The organism is Duganella sp. CF458 (assembly GCF_900113115.1).
Lineage (GTDB): Bacteria > Pseudomonadota > Gammaproteobacteria > Burkholderiales > Burkholderiaceae_D > Rugamonas.
Genome location: NZ_FOOF01000015.1, coordinates 55,959 through 72,819, shown reverse-complemented (window position 1 = coordinate 72,819; position 16,861 = coordinate 55,959). Strand labels below are relative to the sequence as shown.

Here is a 16,861-nt window from a genome sequence, read left to right as displayed (position 1 = left end):
GCCAACGGGGAGGCGCCGATGTCTTCCGACTCTGACGAGAATGGCGGCACTGCCCGCCAGCGGATCGAGCAATTCATCTTCATTCGCGAACTGAATGAAGTCTTCCTGCTGCTTGACCACATCTCCGGGCGCTGGGACAAGAGCCTCCACAAACTCGATAACAAGGACGACGGCGAACCGCACATCGATGAGCTGTGCGCAATCGGCCTGACGCCGCCCGAAAACGACCAGCAGCGTGTGGCGCAGGCGGTCAAAGTGCTATGCGCCAAGGATAGGCTGAATGCCGCAGCACGCCCGGCGACGGGCCTGACCATCGCCTTCACCTTGCTGGTGGTGGGTGAGGACAACCGGCGGGATTGGCGTAACTGGTTGCGCGACAGGATGTTCGGCAAAGGCTCCAGCGGGACCGGCTCGGAAAACAGTGCGCAATGGGACAAACCGACGCGCCTGACCCTGGCCCGCAATGCGTTTCCCGGCCTGGTCAGGGTGGCGTCAAGGTTCAACCTGCGCATGAAGCTGGTGGTCTACCTGCTGCTGGTGGGACTAGTGTTGACCTGCCTTATGTCCTGGCACGTCGCCGGCGGCAACGCGATCCTGCAACACCTGGACGCGGTGCAAGCCGCACAAGCGGCCTTGTCCAAGGAAATCGGGGAAGCCGAGCTCAAGCATGCCGCCAGCGGCACCGCGCCGCCTATGCAGTTCTGTACCGAATCCGATATGGCAGGTTTGCCCCACGATCGCAGCATGGTCGAGTACCAGCTCTGCACCCGGCGCCAGCATTTGGCGCAACAGGCGGCCGCGATCGGCATGAACCTGCGCGATTGGCTGCTGCCCTGGCAGGCCTGCTATGACACTCTGGCGCGCCCGTTTGGACGCATGCCGCCTGGCGGCGCGTTGCAGGCGATTGCCGCGCCCACCGAAAAAGAAGGCCGCCTGCAACGTGCGCTGGAGGAGCAGGCGCGCGTGGTTACGCTGGTGGTGGGAACTGCCGTGCTGCCCTTGTGCTACGGCGTGTTGGGCGCCGGCGCCGCCGTGGTGCGTAGCTTATGGGCCAAGATGCGCGATAGCCTGTTGTCGCCACGCGAATTTACGCTGGCCCTGATGCAACTGGCGCTTGGCGCCACCATCGGCGCCTGCATCGCCTTGTTCGTCAATCCTTCCTCCCAGTCGACGGGCTGCGAGAGCGGACTCCTGGGCAATCAGGCGCTCGGAATGTCGGCGATTTCCTTCATCGCCGGCTTCGGTGTGGAGGGGGTATTCGTGGCCCTGGAAGGCCTGGTGCGGCGAATATTCAGAATCGATGACCCGGTGCGGCGGCCCGACGATTAGCGCACTTCCAGCACCTCGATAAGGTGAAAGCCGTCTTCCGCCAGCACGGGCGGACTGATTTCACGAACCGGCAGGCAGAACGCCACGCGCTCCACTGCGGCCAGCGCTTCACCCCGACGGAAGAAGCCCGGCGGCATGCTGCGCGGGGTTGCATACGGATTGCTGAACTGTGGCTCCAGCAGTTCGAAGTCGATGCCGTTCTTCCAATCGTTGCGCACGGTGATGGCACGCTGGTAGGCCATGCGCGTGGCGCCATAAGTCGCGATGGCCTGGCCGGGTCCGGGTGTGCCGGGCGTCACGATCAACTGGCGCACCCGCACTTCACGGCGTACCGCTGAATGCAGGTCGCACTCGATTCGATCGTCCCTGAAGCGAGGGCTGTATGAAATGACGGGAGCGACCTGCAGAACGCCGTTGACGGGCTGGCCCATGTGCCAGTTCCAGGCGATGACCCCAAACGCGATCGCCGCCACCAGCATGCCAATGGCGATACGGAAGGCACGGTTTATTTGCCGTTGTGTTGACCGCTCCCCGCTGAAGTCGACCATCGCCAGCTGCGCCGCCGACAATGCCGATCGCCCGGCCGCCGCTTGACGGCGTTGGTCGGCAGTCGGCACGACGGGCGCTTCGGTCACGGCTGCAGCAGCCGTTTCAGGGACGTCATGACTTAGCGCAGGCGCATGGCAGTGCGGACACTTGATGTCGTGCGTCAGGTCGACGGCGCCGCCGCAGGCATGGCACTTGTGCTGATTGAGCCCGGTCGCGACATTCCTGACGATCGCACCGCCGTCTGCCGCGTAGGTTGCGATGGCCAGCCGCGCCGGATCGATCACGCCCACCGCCGACTGGCAGGCAGGGCACGCCTCGACCGGCCGGTTGGGCAAGGGGAAGCCGCAATCGGCGCAAAACAGCTCCTTGCCGGCGGCAAGCAACGAGCGGATGTCCGCCCACGCCAATGGGCGCACGAAGCCCTTTTCGGCCAGGTACAGGATATAGGTCTGGTAATAGCCATGCCCGTGCGGACAATCCAGCTGGCTGGTACGCCCGAAGCGCGTCATGTTGAAGACGGGTTTCAGCGCGGCGCCGCAAACGGGACAGGACTGCACCCTTGCCAGGGAAACTGCGTGGGCATGATCGCCGCCGGCCTGCATGGCGGCATGGATTTGGCGCAAGAATCCGGTGATGCCGGCACCCGCCAGCCGCACCGATTCGGTATCGTCGAACCACACCAGGCAGCAGTGGGGACAGGTGTCGATCTCCACCCGCCGCTGGTAGTGGCCGGACAAGTCAAGCACCCGCATCGGGCGCTTGCAGTTGCTGCAGGGACGTTCAGATGGCGTCGAGTGCATTGCGCAGGTCTTGGCGCAAGTCCTCGATATCTTCGATGCCGACGGAGAGCCGGATCAGGCCGTCGCCGATGCCCAGCACGGCACGCTGCACCGCGGGAATCGATGCATGGGTCATCAGGGCAGGGTGCTCGATCAGCGACTCCACGCCGCCCAGGCTTTCGGCCAGCGCGAACACTTCGCAGCGTTCGAGGAAGCGGCGGGCACCGGCCAGGTCGGTATCGAGGTCGATCGAGATGATGCCGCCGAAACCATCCATCTGCGCCTTGGCCAGCGTGTGCTGGGGATGCGATTCCAGGCCCGGGTAGAACACCTTCCTGACCTTGGGCTCGCGTTCCAGCCAGCGCGCCAGTTCCAGGGCGCTCTTGCAATGACGCTCCATGCGGATTGCCAGTGTTTTGACGCCGCGCAGCGCCAGGAAGGCGTCGAACGGGCCGGCAATGGCGCCGACAGAATTCTGCAGGAAAGCCAGTTGTTCGCGCCAGGCCGACTGGCGCTCCTCGTCGCCGACAACCGCGATGCCGCCGATGATGTCCGAGTGGCCGTTCAGGTACTTGGTTGCGGAGTGCACCACGATGTCGAAGCCCAGCTCCAAAGGCCGCTGCACGATCGGGCTGGCAAAGGTGTTGTCGGCCACCGCCAGGATGCCGCGCTCGCGGCAGATGCGGGCAATGGCGGCCAGGTCGGCCAGCTTGAGCATCGGGTTGGTCGGGGTCTCGACCCACACCATCCTGGTTTCCGGGCGCAGGGCGGCCAGCAGGTTTTCCGGGTTGGTCAGGTCGGCATAGGTGAACTCGTGCCCGGCGCTGCGGCGGCGCACGCGTTCGAACAGGCGGAAGGTGCCGCCGTACATATCGTCGCCGGCCACGATGTGCGAGCCCGCGTCAAGCAGTTCCAGCACGGTCGAAATGGCGGCCAGGCCGGAGGCGAAGGCGAACGCTTGCGCGCCGCCTTCCAGGTCGGCCACGCAGCGCTCCAGCGCCCAGCGAGTGGGATTGTGCGAGCGGCCGTAATCCAGGCCTTTGTGCACGCCCGGGCTTTGCTGGACGAAGGTGGAAGTAGCATAGATCGGCGGCATGATGGCGCCGGTCGATGGATCCGGGTGCTGGCCGGCGTGGATGACGCGCGTGGCCAGGTGGGCTTTGGTTTTTTTATCGGTCAAGATAAGGTCCTGCGCAAATGGTTAAGTAGGTCGTAGCGGGTGATCAGGCCATAGAACTTGCCGCCTTCTGCGATCACGGCGGTCAAGCCACGGTCCAGGGTATCACGGAGGGCGGGCGTGCCGGCGGATGGCGCCAATGTCTCGACGCGGCTGGTCATGGTGGCGCCGACCTCGCTCTTGAACTGGGCAGCGTCATTTTCGACCTTGAGCAGGATGTCCGACTCGTCGATGATGCCTGCCAGCTTGCCGTTCTCGATCACAGGCAACTGTGCCAGGTCGGCTGCACGCATGCGATTGAAGGCGATCAGCAGGGTGTCGCTTGGGGCCACGCTGACCACGTCGCCGTTTTCGAACAGGCGGCCGATCAGGTCGCGCAGGTCGCCCAGCTTCTGGCGTTGCAGCAGGCCTTGGTCGAACATCCAGCTGTCGTTGTAGACCTTGGACAGGTAGCGGGTGCCGGTGTCGCAGACAAAGGTCACCACGCGTTGCGGCTTGGTCTGTTCGCGGCAGTATTTCAGGGCGGCGGCAAGCAGGGTGCCGGTGGAGGAGCCGGCCAGGATGCCTTCGGCCCGCAGCAGGGCGCGCGCGCTGTCGAAGCTTTCCTGGTCGGTGATGGTGTAGGCCTGCGCGATCGCGTCCATGTTCGCAATGGCGGGGATGAAGTCTTCGCCGATGCCTTCCACCGCCCAGGAACCGCTGGTGTCGGCCACTTTGCCGGTGTCCACGTATTCCTTCAGGATCGAGCCCTTGGGGTCGGCCAGGATGAACTTGACGTGCGGCGCCACCTTGCGGAAGTAGCGTGCCAGGCCGGTCAGGGTGCCGGAGGAGCCGACGCCCACCACGATGGCGTCGATTTCGCGTGCCATCTGCTCCCAGATTTCGGGACCGGTGGTGGTTTCGTGGGCCAGCGGATTGGCCTGGTTGTTGAACTGGTCGGCGAAGAAGGCCCCCGGAAGCTCGCTGGCCAGGCGTGCCGCGTAATCCTGGTAGTACTCGGGATGGCCTTTGCCGACGTCCGAACGGGTGATGCGCACGTCGGCGCCGAGCGCCTTCAGGTGCAGGATCTTCTCGGTCGCCATCTTGTCCGGTACCACCAGCAGCACCTTGTAGCCCTTGATGGCGCCGACCAGGGCCAGCCCCAGGCCGGTATTGCCGGCCGTGGCTTCGACGATGGTGCCGCCTGGCTTGAGCCGGCCATCGCGCTCGGCCGCTTCGATAATGGACAGGCCGATGCGGTCCTTGATGGAGCCGCCGGGGTTCTGGGATTCGAGCTTGAGGAACAGCCGGCATGGGCCGGTGTCAAGACGGGTTACTTCGGCAAGCGGTGTATTGCCGATCAGGCTGAACAAAGCTGCAGGACGGGTATTCTGCATTTTCTCTCCTTGCGAAAAACGCGCATTGTGTGGCGATCCGATTGAACCAAGAAGGAATATCTTTGCGCTAGCTTATACCTTTTTTGATGGTTGGCGGCTCGCGTATAATCCCGCAGCGACTTTTAAAATAATTTCTACCGTGGCAAAACTCTATTTCCGCTATTCTGCGATGAACGCAGGTAAATCGACCTCCATGCTGCAGGTCGCCCATAACTACGAAGAGCAGGGCCTGATCGTGCGCCTTTTCACCGCCGCCATCGACAACCGCTACGGCGTGGGCAAGGTGACCTCCCGCCTGGGACCGCAGCGCGAAGTCGAGCTGTTCTCGTCCGAGACCAACTTCCTGCAGGATATGCAGAAGGTGGCCTGCGTGCTGGTCGACGAGGCGCAGTTCTTGGCGCCGGAACAGGTCAAGCAGCTGCACCAACTGGCCCAAGCCAAGGGCGTGCCGGTGATCTGCTACGGGTTGCGCAGCGATTTTCGCGGCGAACCGTTCCCGGGTTCGTCCTACCTGCTCGCACTGGCCGACGATATCGAAGAAATCAAGAATATCTGCACCTGCGGCAAAAAAGCCACGATGAATATCCGCGTGGACGAGAAGGGCGAGCGCATTCGCGAAGGCGAGCAGATCAGCATTGGCGGCAACGAGGCCTATCGCCAGGCTTGCGGCCGCTGTTTCTACACGGCCTGATTGGATAGGCTGCTTTACCTCACGCCGTCGCTATGCCTGGCGCTGGCAATCTGGGTGCTGTCGCGGCGCTATGTGGTGTTCACGCTGCTGCAGCTTCCCGGCACCCTGTGCCATGAGCTGGCGCATTTCCTGGCCGGGCTGCTCACGTTTGCGCGGCCGGTTTCACTGTCGATCATTCCGCGCCGCGAGGGAAATGGCTACCGATTGGGCGAAGTCAAGCTCGCCAACGCGAGTTGGTACAACTCCGCGCCGACCGCTTTGGCACCGGTGCTGCTGGTGCTGATTCCCTGGTGGATTGCCGTGCTGCGCACGCGCGGCGCCTGGCATTTCACGCCCCTGGACGCCGGCCTGGCCTTTTTGATTGCGCCGCAGTTCCTGGCCTGCTGGCCCTCTGCGGCGGACTGGAAGCTGGCCATGCGTTCATGGCCATTGCTGATTATTGCAGGCGCAGGAGGCTACGTTTGGACGCATTACCCTTGGCTGCATTCATGGACTTGGCCGGCAGCTTGAAGGCGCGCACTTCGCGTGCCAGCGCTTCGGCCTGATCCTGCATGGCTGCTGCCGCCGCGGCGGCTTCCTCGACCAGGGCGGCATTCTGCTGCGTGACCTGGTCCATCTGGCCGATGGCCTGGTTGACCTGGTCGATGCCCGCGCGCTGTTCTTCGCTGGCGGCGCTGATTTCGCCCATGATGTCGGTCACGCGGCCCACGCTGTTGACCACTTCATCCATCGTTGCGCCGGCCAGTTCGACCAGTTTGGCGCCGGCTTCGACTTCGCCCGTGGAGTTGGCGATCAGTCCCTTGATCTCCTGCGCCGCGGCGGCGCTGCGCTGGGCCAGGTTGCGCACTTCGGTGGCCACCACGGCGAAGCCGCGGCCCTGTTCACCGGCGCGTGCCGCTTCCACTGCCGCATTCAGGGCCAGGATATTGGTCTGGAAAGCGATACTGTCGATCACCGAGATAATGTCTTCGATCTTGCGCGACGCTTCGTTGATGGCGCCCATCTTCTCGACCACCAGCGCGACCTGCTGGCCGCCGCGCGAGGCTACGTCCGACGCTTCGCGTGCCAGCGCATTGGCCTGGCGCGCGTTGTCGGCGTTCTGGCGCACGGTGGAGGTCAGTTCTTCCATCGATGCTGCCGTTTCTTCGAGGCTGGAAGCTTGCTGTTCGGTGCGGGCCGACAGGTCCTGGTTGCCGGCTGCGATCTCAGACGACGCGGTGGCGATCTGGTCGGCCCCTTCACGCACGCCGCCAACCACATTGGCCAGGCGCTCGCTGATGCCGTTCATGGCGCCCAGCACCTTGCCGATTTCGTCGCCGGTGGTGACGTCGAGGCGCACGGTGAGGTCGCCGCCTGCGATACGGCCGGCCGCATCCTGCACTTGTACCAGCGGGCGGGTCACGATGGCGCGCACCAGCAGCAACAGGCTGGCGGCGAAGGCGAGCAGGGCGACGATGCCGCATACCGCATAACGGTTGCGCGCAGTGACGGCGTCCTTGGTGATCTCATGGACGTAGGTGCCGCCGGCGACAATCCACTTCCAGTCGTCGAAATAGCGGTACACCAGCAGCTTTTCCTGAGGGGATGCTTTGCTGTCGGCATCCGCCCACATGTAGCGGATCTCGCCGGTCTTCTTCTCCAGCATCTCCTGGATGAAGGCCTTGCCGTTGCTGTCCTTCGTGTCGAGCATCGATGCGCCTTCCTTGGCCGGATGGACCAGCAGCGTGCCGTAGTCCTTGCCGGCGGCACCGCTCAGCACATAAACATAGCCGGTTTCGCCGATGCGGATGCCCTTGATCTTGTCCTTCAGGGCCGCAATGTTCTTGCTGATGTCCAGGCCGATGAACAGCACGCCAACCACTTTGCCGGAGGCATCCTTGACCGGGTCGTACTGTGTGATGTACGGCTTGCCGAACAACTGCGCCAGGCCGGTATAGGAGCGACCTTCGCGCAGCATGGCATAGCTTGGGTTGTTGTGATCAAGCCTGGTGCCGACTGCGCGTTGGCCGTCTTCCTTTTTGACCGAGGTGGTCACCCTTACGAAATCGGTGCCGTCGGCGGCGAAGATAGTGGCAATGGCGCCGGTTTGGGCGGTGAAGCTGTCGGGAATGCCGAAGTCGTTGTTGACGGCCTTGCCGTTGGCGGACAATTGGCCGCCATCGAGCTCGAATGGGCCTGGCACGTACGCCGCAAACTGGCGGGCGTAGCTGCCGGCATCGTTCACCATGGCCGCATTGAACACGTCCAGCATGTTTGCCACGCCATTCAGGTCGGCTGCGACCTGGTCATGCGCACGCTGCTCCAGCATGGCGGTGCTGTTCCAGTTGATGAAGGTAATAAGTAGCGCTAACAGTGCGCTGACAAGCACGAAGGTGAAGGCGGCGATCTTGCTGCCGACGCTCCAGCTACGCGCAGGGGGCGTAAGAGTGGACATGGATTCTTGATTATTTTTGGGGAAGGGCCGATATGATATCTCGTTGTCGTGCGGAAATATCGCCTGTTACAAAATGTTTCTCAGTATATTCAATGACTTAGCGTAAATCTTGGCAGGAAGCTCAGCCTTCAGCCTGGCTTAAGTGAAGCGCAGCACACTGGCCGTCATCGCTCTCTCCTCGAGAGTGTCCTATCCTGTAGAATGGGATTAGCACTATTCTTATAGAATCACCTACGTTCGGAGCAAGCCGATGAAGAAGCACACCCTGTTGGCCACCATGTCCCTGGCACTGATGACCGCTTATGCAAGCGCGGCCCAGGCAGACAAGGCGACAGATGTACCTGTCAAGCCTGCAGCACAGCAAACCCAGGCCGCCTTGTGGGCGTCCCGCGTGCTGTCGCGCTACCATTACAAGGCCATGCCGCTGGACGACGCGATGTCGGAGAAGATCTTCGACCGCTACTTCAAATCGCTCGACGGCGAGAAGCTGTTCTTTACCCAGGCCGATATCGATTCCTTCAACAAGGAAAAGTCGCGCCTGGACGACGCGATCACCAGCGAAAACCTGCAAACGCCGTTCACCATTTACAACCTGTACCAGCAGCGTTTCGCGGACCGCATGGCGTATGCCCGCGAGCTGCTGAAGACCAAGTTCGATTTCTCGCAGGACGAGAGCTACCAGTTTGACCGTGAAAAGGCCGATTGGCCGAAGTCGGACGCCGAGGTGAAAGACCTGTGGCGCAAACGCGTGAAGAACGACTGGCTGCGCCTGAAGCTGGCCGGCAAGGACGACAAATCGATCCGCGAAACGCTGGACAAGCGCTACGAGAACTACGTGAGCCGCTCGCGCAAGCTGAACAGCGAAGACGTGTTCCAGATCTTCATGAACGCGTATGCCATGTCGATCGAGCCGCATACCAACTACCTGGGCCCGCGCGCCTCCGAGAACTTCGACATTTCCATGCGCCTGTCGCTGGAAGGCATTGGTGCCGTGCTGCAGAACCGCGACGAATACACCGTGATCCGCGAAATCGTGCCTGGCAGCCCGGCCGGCCTGTCCAACAAGCTGAAAGTGGGCGACCGCATTGTTGGCGTGGCACAGGGTGAAACTGACAAGTACACCGACGTGCTGGGCTGGCGCATCGACGACGTGGTGCAGTTGATCCGCGGTCCGAAGGATTCGACCGTCAAGCTGCAGGTGCTGGGCGCCGATGCCGGTCCGGACGGCAAACCGTACGTGCTGTCCCTGGTACGCAAGAAAATCAGCATGGAAGAGCAGTCGGCCAAGCGCTCGATCCTGGAAGTCAAGGATGGCGCCGTGAAGCGCCGCATCGGCGTGATTTCGCTGCCGACCTTCTACCAGGATTGGGATGCGCGCCGCAAGGGCGACAAGGACTACAAGAGCGCCACGCGCGACGTGGCCCGCCTGCTGGGCGAGCTGAAGAAAGAGAAGGTCGACAACGTGCTGATCGACCTGCGCAACAACGGCGGCGGTTCGCTGACCGAGGCGGTGGAGCTGACCGGCCTGTTCATCGATCGTGGTCCTGTGGTGCAGCAGCGTAATGCCGAAGGCCGAGTGGAAGTGGAAGCGGACAACGTGCCCGGCCTGTCGTGGGACGGCCCGGTTGGCGTGTTGATCAACCGCGGTTCGGCATCGGCTTCCGAGATCTTTGCAGCGGCAATCCAGGATTACGGCCGCGGCCTGGTGATCGGCGAGCCTAGCTTCGGCAAGGGCACCGTGCAGACCCTGGTCAACCTGGACCGCTTCGGCCAGAGCGACAAATCGCGCTTCGGTGAACTGAAGATGACCATTGCCCAGTTCTTCCGCATCAACGGCGGTACTACCCAGCTGCGCGGCGTGACGCCGGACATCAAGCTGGCTTCCACCAGCGATGCCGAGAACTTCGGCGAGTCGAGCTACGACAACGCGCTGCCATACACCCAGATCAAGCCTGCGGTGTACATCCCGGCCGGCGAGTTGAAGGAGATCGTGCCGATCCTGGACAAGAAGCACGACGCACGCGTGGCCAAGGACAAGGACTACCAGTACCTGCTCGACGACATCAACTACGTCAAGAAGCAGCGCGCGGACAACGTGGTCTCGTTGAACGAAACGGTGCGCCGCAAGGAGCGCGACCAACAGGAAGCGCGTGCCAAACTGCGTGAACAGCGCATGGCCGCCGGCCCATCGCCGGACGATCCTATCCTGGTGGCGGACCCGAAAGACGCGTTGAACAAGGCGATTGCCGCCAAACCTGCCAACCCGCGCGCCGCCCAGCGCCAGGCCAGCCAGGTTCGTGGCGCGATCCGCACCGACGATGGCCTGCAGGCGGATGAGCGTTCCTTGTCCGCGGAACTGGATGCCGAAAAGGCAGCCAAGAATGCCAAGGACGTATTGCTGAACGAGGCAGTGCATATCCTGGCCGACGAGGTGAGCGTGCTGCGCACCGATACCCGCCTGGCCAGCCGTGTGCTGCCTTACGTGAACGACAAGTGATATTGCGTTTGGTTATATCTAGTATTACTACAATAAAGTAGACGGATATACCGCGCCGCAGCATACTTGCACCTGTCTCCTCTATTCTCCTCCAAGGAAATAGACTTCAGCCCGCTCCCAGAGCGGGCTTTTTTTTCGCCTGCAGCCAGGGCTGGGGGACGGTAGAATCCTGCCTGTGCGTACATCTATCAAATTGACTGTTTTGGGAGCTGCGGTACTGGCAATGGCCGGTGCAGGTGGCTATTTCTACTATCCCGCGCCGGCGGCCAAGGTCGTGGCCCGCTTGCCGGAGCTGATCAAGCGAGGGCCGGCGCCGACCGAAAGGGCCTGGGCGGCGCGGCTGGAAACCTTGCTCGATGCCGGGCTGGCCGATCCGTATGGCGTCGCGGCCGACAAGCAGGGCAATGTCTACTTCTCCGATGGCGGCGAGACGAATACCGTGTCGGTGCTGGGGCTGGATGGCAGGATACGCGTGCTGGCGGGAGGGCTCGAGGGCTATCGTGAAGGTGTCGGTTCCGCCGCTGCCTTCAACACGCCTTCCGGTATAGCGTTGGACAAGCAGGGCAATGTCTACGTCGCCGATACGGGCAACCATGCGATCCGCAAGATCAGCGCTGACGGTACGGTGTCGACGCTGGCAGGCAGCGGCGTGGCCGGCTTTGCGGACGGGCAGGGCGCGCAGGCGCAATTCAACGGGCCGGTCGGCGTGGCAGTCGATGAGGCGGGTATGGTCTATGTCGCCGATACCTACAATGACAGGATTCGCAAGATCGCTCCCGATGGCAGCGTGACTACGTTGGCCGGCAGCGGACTTCCCGGCTTCATGGACGGCATCGGCGAGGCGGCGCAATTCGATACGCCCTGCGGCATCGCGGTCGGCAAGGACGGCATCTACATTGCCGACACCAGCAATGATGCCGTGCGCCGCATCAACCCGGATGGCTCGGTACTGACCATTGCCGTGGCGCCCGAACTGGAAAAAGAACCGCTGTTGCGGCGCCCGATGGCGCTGGCGGTAACCCATGATGGCTTCGTCTATATCGCTGCTTCTTCGCGCGGCCGGCTGCTGCAACTGGCGCCGGATGGCAGCCTGGCCGGAATGCCCGATGCGGAGCGTCCCGCCGACCCCGCCACTGGCCTCGATGGCAGTATCCAGGTCTACGGCCCGCGCAGCCTGGCGCTGGCCCCGAATGGAACCCTGTTCCTCACCGACGGACCGGCGCAACGCCTGCACCGCGTGATGCATGCCGGCGCAAGCCAGGCCCCAGCCGCGGCCAAGGCTGTGGCACCTGCCGCACCGGCAACGCAAGCCACCTTGCCCTTGATCGGCACCGCGCGCGCGGCGGAGCAGGCAGCGGCCGCCGTGCCGGAGGCGACGACAAGCGACATCATGACCCAGCGCAACCAGGGACCGATGCCCTGGCCCGTCCTGCCGCAAAACCAGCCACACGAAGTGGTGGGCCTGATGGGCGAGGTGAGGGGAAGCTACGACGGCGACAGCCGCCACCACTTCCACGCGGGCCTCGACGTGCAGGCCGACGTCGGCAGCTCGGTGCACGTGGTGGAAAAGGCCAAGGTCAGCGATCCGCTCCCCAACTGGGCATTTGCCTCGCTCGGCGAAGGCATCAACCTCGGCACGACCAGCTACATCCACATGAAGGTCGGCCGCGACAAAAAGAACCGCGCACTGGACGACCGATTCCAGCTCCTGCTGAACGATAAGGGCAAGCCGGAACGCGTGCGGGTGCGCCGAGGCACGCGTTTCTACGTCGGAGAACAACTTGGCGTGGTGAACCAGATGGCCCACGTCCACCTTAACCTGTACGATCGTGGCCGCGTGGTAAACCCGCTGGCGCTGCCATTCCCCGGCCTGCGCGATACCATTGCGCCTGTCATCCAGGGTATCGCCCTGTACGACGCCAACGACAAGCGCCTGCCTGGAAAAAAGGGCAAGCGCCTTGAAGTGTCGCGCGAACTGGGGGAAGTGAACGTGGTGGTCGACGCTTTCGACAAGATGGACGGCAACCTTGCGCGGCGACGCCTTGGGCTGTATGAGCTGGGCTATCAATTGCTGCAGGCTGACGGCGTTCCAGTGCCGGGCTACGAGCAGCCGCGCATCATGCAGACTTACGACCAGCTTCCCAAACAGCGCGAAGCAGTGAAGGTCGTGTACTCCGCCGATAGCGGCATCACCGTCTACGGCAGCAAGTCCACCCGCTTCACTTACTCGCTGCTAAGCCAACTATCGCAGGGCGAAGTCACGCCCGGCCGTTGGAAAGTAAGCCAACTCGCCCCGGGCGACTACACGCTGCGCATTTACGCAGCCGACTATGCCGGAAACATCGCCGCAGCCGGCCGCGACCTCGCCCTGACGATCAACTGACGTTCAAATTAAAAGTCGGGGTCAGCTCTGGCAACCGGACATTTCGCTGCGCGAAATGTCCGGTTGCCAGAGCTGACCCCGACTTTTATTATTGAATCGAGGTGTTGCGGCCGTACATGCTGCGCTGGGATGGGTTGCCGGTGACGGCGATGCGGCCGGAACCGTTGGAGCGGGCCTCGACTTTGTGCTGTACCCAGGCTTGCACGCCGCCGGATCCGTTGCTGGTGATGTTTGCTTCGTCTGCGCGCAGGTCGTTCAGTTGGGCGCTGCCCGAGCCTTGCATCTGCACGTCAAGCGTGTGCACGATGCCACGGGCGTAGAAACTGCCGGAGCCGGAGGATGACACGCGCAACGAGTCACCGCGCACCGAGCCAATATTCACGCGGCCCGAACCGACCATGTCGACCACCGCGGATTTGCTGTCGAGACCGTTCGCGTACAACTGACCCGATCCGCTATGACGCATATCCAGACGGTCCACCTGGCCACGCAATTCCAGGTACCCGGCGCCAGCGTGGGAAACCGTCAGCGGGCCGCCCGCCAGTCCTTGGACGTCGGTACGCACGGAGCCGCTCGATTCGATGTTTTCCAGGCGGGGCACGGTGTAGCGCACGTGAATCGGCTTGCTGCTGTCCATGCGCTCTTCGGTCCACACACGCAGCGTATCGCCGCGCACTTCGGTATGCACCAGCGGCACCAGGTTGTTGTCGCCCTCGATCACCAGCGACGGTGCGCCGCCCACCTTCACTTCGACCTCCATGGAAACGCGATGGCGGTTTTCAACGCGCAAACCAGTGGCGCTGGCGATGGAGCGGGTTTCAGTGGCGGTCGTTCCATTGCCCTTGACGTAGTCGCTGCTGTCGTTCAGCACGACGACGCAGCCGGCAAGGCTGAGGGAGAGCAGGGCTGCGAGGGGAAGCTTGGCGCGCATGGTCAGGTCCTTGTTGTGCATGCTAAATGGGATGAGAACATCCTATCGGCTATCGCCCAAACTTATGGCTGAAATGCGACGAAATGCAGAAATTGAGTGCTGAGTTGTGGAAATTGATAATATGAAAGTGTCGGCACACCTGCCGGCCCGGCAGCGCTGCTGCTGAGAACAATCTAGTTATATACCCCTTCTTTACGCCGCGGATAGGCCATCTGCGGCGTTTCTTTATAGTGCGTGTGGGGTTTGCCGCAGTCAAAAGCACTTTCGTGGGGGCGAAATGAACCCCCACGAAAAATTGAGCTTCTTCCTAACACAAGCAGTTGTCCACCCTAGAGGCGGCGGCGCATTCCAGCCAACCCGAACAGCCCGAGGCCCATCAGCAGCATCGTGCCTGGCTCCGGCACTTCGGCCACGAAGCCGCTGTCGCCATCAACCTTGAACATGATGTCGCTGCCGGGGCCGCTCAGCACTGGCAATACCGTCGAGAACGGGTCGCCATTATTGCTGGACATATTACGGTGGAAGCCCTGTGTCGACGCCGATCCGGCAGGATAGTTCAGGCTCGACTCGAAATCCATCCCAAAGATCAGGCTCATCACGCCCTCAAAGTAGTCAGGATTGATGAAGTCAACCGCCTCAATGATACTTGCCGTCAGCTTGGCCGAACCTTGGCCGTTAGGGTTGGTTGGGCCAGGGTTGAATACGAAAAACGACGACGTGTTGGAATCGATGGTCAGCAATGCGACCATGATGCCGTCGTCGAAGCCTTGGCCTGTCAAGGTGTTGGCGTTACGTTGCGTATCGAAATAGATCGCGACCTTGTTGGTGGCATTGGTGCCTGCCAGGCCGAAGGTCGCGATTCCGCCTGCAGCAAAGGTTACCTGTTCCACCATCCTGGCGGCGATGGTGAATTCAAAGTCGCCGGTCGCGATGCCGTTCGATTCACCGTCAAGGCGGCCATCCAGGCTCGAGGTCCCCGAACCGCCATTCTTGCCAACCATAGTCGCCTGGTACAGGAATTCAAAGGTCTGCCCGTTCGTCAAAGGAGTAGCAAACGGGCCAACGCCACGCGCCAGGCCAGTGCCGTTCGACGACCAGTCAAGGCGAGTGACTTCCGATGCCAAGGTGTTGCCCGCGCCATCCTTTATGTCGAACGGCGCTATCACGTCAGCCTGTGCGCCTGTAACTCCCAACAATAAGCTGGCTGCGCAAGCCAACGGAAGCAGTTTGCGGAGGACCTTCATAGTATGTCTCCTGAATTAGCAATGGTGCCAGTGATTGCCGCTGATTTGACCTGCCGCGGGCCTGCCTTCCTAAGTGCAATCGCCGTGCCAGTTCTTTCTAGTCCCTTAGAAAACAATAGTTTATGTAAGCAGGTGACTATGAAGTTCGTATTTACGAATTGAAGTGTAAGAAATCTCGACAGCCTTGCTTCTCACCGCCGGGCTAAATAGCAGAGCGCAGTAGACTCTTTGAAACGGTCGTGCTAATTTTGCTGGCGCGACCATTTCAAGGAGACAGCATGGACCTGAATTACTCTGCCAGGGATGAGGCCTTCCGCGCCGACGTGCGTGCTTTTCTGGCGGCGAACCTGCCGGCCGACCTGCAAAACAAAGTCCGTAAGCACCTTCGCCTGAAGCGCGAAGACTATGTGCGCTGGCATCAGATCGTCGCCAAGCAGGGCTGGGCGGCGCCGGCCTGGCCGACCGAATTCGGCGGCCCTGGCTGGGATGCCACCCAACGCCACATCTGGGAGGAGGAGTGCGCCATTGCCGGCACTCCGCCCATCCTGCCGTTTGGAGTCAATATGGTGGCGCCGGTCATCATGGCCTTCGGCAGCCCCGAACAACAAGCCTATTACCTGCCGCGCATTCTCGATTGCACCGACTGGTGGTGCCAGGGCTATTCCGAGCCTGGTGCCGGTTCCGACCTGGCTTCCTTGAAAACCACCGCCGTGCGCGAGGGCGACCATTACCTCGTCAACGGCCAGAAGACCTGGACCACGCTGGGCCAGCACGCCGACATGATCTTCTGCCTGGTGCGCACCGACCAGAACGTGCGCAAGCAGGAGGGCATTTCCTTCCTGTTGATCGACATGAAGACCCCTGGCATCACCGTGCGACCGATCATCATGCTGGACGAAGACCACGAAGTGAATGAAGTCTTCTTCGATAATGTACGCGTGCCGGTGGCGAACCTGGTCGGCAAGGAGAACAAGGGCTGGACCTATGCCAAGTACCTGCTCGGGCACGAGCGCACCGGCATTGCAGCGGTCGGGCGATCCAAGCGTGAACTGCTCTTCCTGAAGAAGATCGCAAACCGGCAGCAAAAGAATGGCAAGCCGTTGCTGGACGATCCCTTGTTCGCAGCGCGCGTGGCGAACCTGGAGATTGAGTTGATGGCGCTGGAGGTGACCGTCTTGCGTACCATTGCCCAGGAGGCGCACGGGCCCGGTCCGCAGGCTTCGGTGTTGAAGGTGCGCGGCTCCGAGATCCAGCAAATGCTGACCGAACTGATGGTGGACGCCCTTGGCCCGCAAGCCTTGCCGTTCGATCCGCCTTACCTGGAAGGCGAACGGGAACATGCCCTGGCCGGCGACGACGATGCGGCGCCGTTGGCGGGCTATTACTTCAACTTCCGCAAGACCTCGATCTACGGCGGTTCGAACGAGATCCAGAAGAACATCATCACCCAGATGATCCTGGGACTGTAAGG

12 protein-coding genes are annotated in these 16,861 nt (G+C 62.1%); 6 read left to right on the top strand and 6 right to left on the bottom strand.

Annotated features, from left to right (window positions below):
* The first annotated feature begins 18 nt into the window (after positions 1 to 18).
* The gene (locus BM269_RS22020) at positions 19 to 1,329 is read left to right on the top strand and encodes a hypothetical protein (protein WP_090442182.1); all 1,311 of its coding nucleotides are present in this window, start codon (positions 19 to 21) and stop codon (positions 1,327 to 1,329) included.
* Here BM269_RS22020 and BM269_RS22015 read toward each other — a convergent pair.
* From BM269_RS22015 to BM269_RS22005, 3 genes are read right to left on the bottom strand one after another with little or no spacing between them, the layout of a single operon-like run.
* Entirely contained in the window at positions 1,326 to 2,630 is a 1,305-nt protein-coding gene (locus tag BM269_RS22015) for a peptidylprolyl isomerase (protein WP_090442179.1), read from the bottom strand. The genes BM269_RS22020 and BM269_RS22015 overlap by 4 nt on opposite strands.
* A 28-nt stretch (positions 2,631 to 2,658) precedes the next feature.
* Positions 2,659 to 3,837, bottom strand: coding sequence for a trans-sulfuration enzyme family protein (locus BM269_RS22010; RefSeq protein ID WP_090442176.1), 1,179 nt, complete (start codon positions 3,835 to 3,837; stop codon positions 2,659 to 2,661).
* A complete protein-coding gene (locus BM269_RS22005; protein ID WP_090442173.1) occupies positions 3,834 to 5,210 on the bottom strand; it encodes a pyridoxal-phosphate dependent enzyme in 1,377 nt (458 codons plus the stop codon). The genes BM269_RS22010 and BM269_RS22005 overlap by 4 nt, the downstream gene beginning before the upstream one ends.
* A 139-nt stretch (positions 5,211 to 5,349) precedes the next feature.
* On the opposite strand from BM269_RS22005, the gene BM269_RS22000 reads away from it, so the two are divergent.
* The gene (locus BM269_RS22000; protein WP_090442170.1) at positions 5,350 to 5,901 is read left to right on the top strand and encodes a thymidine kinase; all 552 of its coding nucleotides are present in this window, start codon (positions 5,350 to 5,352) and stop codon (positions 5,899 to 5,901) included.
* The gene (locus BM269_RS21995; protein ID WP_090442167.1) at positions 5,902 to 6,411 is read left to right on the top strand and encodes a hypothetical protein; all 510 of its coding nucleotides are present in this window, start codon (positions 5,902 to 5,904) and stop codon (positions 6,409 to 6,411) included.
* Here the strand turns inward: BM269_RS21995 and BM269_RS21990 are convergent.
* Positions 6,338 to 8,335, bottom strand: coding sequence for a methyl-accepting chemotaxis protein (locus BM269_RS21990; RefSeq protein ID WP_090442164.1), 1,998 nt, complete (start codon positions 8,333 to 8,335; stop codon positions 6,338 to 6,340). The two genes, BM269_RS21995 and BM269_RS21990, sit on opposite strands and share 74 nt — an antisense overlap.
* A gap of 250 nt (positions 8,336 to 8,585) precedes the next feature.
* On the opposite strand from BM269_RS21990, the gene BM269_RS21985 reads away from it, so the two are divergent.
* Both BM269_RS21985 and BM269_RS21980 read left to right on the top strand, forming a co-directional pair.
* Positions 8,586 to 10,832, top strand: a complete 2,247-nt coding sequence (locus tag BM269_RS21985; protein WP_090442161.1) for a carboxy terminal-processing peptidase — start codon at positions 8,586 to 8,588, stop codon at positions 10,830 to 10,832.
* 223 nt (positions 10,833 to 11,055) lie between these two features.
* Positions 11,056 to 13,215 (top strand): NHL repeat-containing protein, encoded by a 2,160-nt coding sequence (locus BM269_RS21980; protein ID WP_090442158.1) that lies wholly within the window; start codon positions 11,056 to 11,058, stop codon positions 13,213 to 13,215.
* 88 nt (positions 13,216 to 13,303) lie between these two features.
* Here the strand turns inward: BM269_RS21980 and BM269_RS21975 are convergent, their stop codons facing one another.
* Together BM269_RS21975 and pepA are read right to left on the bottom strand one after the other, a co-directional pair.
* Positions 13,304 to 14,167, bottom strand: coding sequence for a head GIN domain-containing protein (locus BM269_RS21975; protein WP_090442154.1), 864 nt, complete (start codon positions 14,165 to 14,167; stop codon positions 13,304 to 13,306).
* Between the two features lie 308 nt (positions 14,168 to 14,475).
* A complete protein-coding gene (gene pepA / locus BM269_RS21970; protein ID WP_090442152.1) occupies positions 14,476 to 15,390 on the bottom strand; it encodes a flocculation-associated PEP-CTERM protein PepA in 915 nt (304 codons plus the stop codon).
* Between the two features lie 278 nt (positions 15,391 to 15,668).
* Here pepA and BM269_RS21965 point away from each other — a divergent pair, with 278 nt between their 5' ends.
* On the top strand, positions 15,669 to 16,859 hold the full coding sequence (locus BM269_RS21965; protein ID WP_090442149.1) for an acyl-CoA dehydrogenase family protein: 1,191 nt from the start codon (positions 15,669 to 15,671) through the stop codon (positions 16,857 to 16,859).
* Positions 16,860 to 16,861 lie beyond the last annotated feature (2 nt).